Raw genomic sequence first — 1031 nt, 5'->3', positions numbered from 1 at the left:
CCGTGGACGATCCCGACCAGGCCACCACCCTGGTCCTGGGCTGGGGATCCACCTACGGGCCGATCACGGCGGCGGTGCGGCGGCTGCGCGCGCAGGGGCGGGCGATCGCGCAGGCGCATCTGCGGCATGTCAACCCCTTCCCCGCCAACCTCGGCGCGGTCCTCGCCCGCTACGACAAGGTGGTGATCCCGGAGATGAACCTCGGCCAGCTCGCCACCCTCATCCGCGCCCGGTATCTGGTGGACGCGCACAGCTACAACCAGGTCAACGGCATGCCGTTCAAGGCCGAACAGCTGGCGACGGCCCTGAAGGAGGCCATCGATGACTGAGACGCCCACCGAAGGCAGCAAGACGGTCCAGGCGCTGTCGCTGGTGCCGAAGGCGGAGGCCGCGCAGTCCATGAAGGACTTCAAGTCCGATCAGGAGGTGCGCTGGTGCCCCGGCTGCGGCGACTACGCCATCCTCGCCGCCGTGCAGGGCTTCATGCCCGAACTCGGCGTGGCCCGGGAGAACATCGTCTTCGTCTCCGGCATCGGCTGCTCCTCCCGCTTCCCGTACTACATGAACACCTACGGGATGCACTCCATCCACGGCCGCGCCCCCGCCATCGCCACCGGCCTGGCCACCTCACGCCGTGATCTGAGCGTGTGGGTCGTCACCGGCGACGGCGACGCCCTCTCCATCGGCGGCAACCACCTCATCCACGCCCTGCGCCGCAACGTCAACCTCAAGATCCTGCTGTTCAACAACCGCATCTACGGCCTGACCAAGGGCCAGTACTCCCCCACCTCCGAGGTCGGCAAGATCACCAAATCGACGCCGATGGGTTCCCTGGACGCCCCCTTCAACCCCGTCTCCCTCGCCCTGGGAGCGGAGGCGTCCTTCGTCGCCCGCACCATCGACTCCGACCGCCGCCACCTCACCGACGTCCTGCGCGCCGCGGCCGCCCACCCCGGCACCGCCCTGATCGAGATCTACCAGAACTGCAACATCTTCAACGACGGCGCCTTCGACGCCCTCAAGGACGCCCA

1 protein-coding gene and 1 pseudogene are annotated in these 1031 nt (G+C 68.4%); both read left to right on the top strand.

Going from position 1 to position 1031, the window contains the following annotated elements:
• A pseudogene (locus tag ABZ920_RS30515) lies at nucleotides 1-329 on the top strand (2-oxoglutarate ferredoxin oxidoreductase subunit alpha); the annotation flags it as partial.
• A partial coding sequence (locus tag ABZ920_RS30510) for a 2-oxoacid:ferredoxin oxidoreductase subunit beta (protein ID WP_361512090.1) occupies nucleotides 322-1031 on the top strand: 710 nt, incomplete at its 3' end. The pseudogene ABZ920_RS30515 and the gene ABZ920_RS30510, both read left to right, overlap by 8 nt.

It is taken from the genome of Streptomyces sp. NPDC046831 (genome assembly GCF_040645305.1).
Lineage (GTDB): Bacteria > Actinomycetota > Actinomycetes > Streptomycetales > Streptomycetaceae > Streptomyces.
The sequence above is the reverse complement of the archived record's forward strand: the minus strand, read 5'-3'. Positions and strand labels throughout refer to the sequence as shown.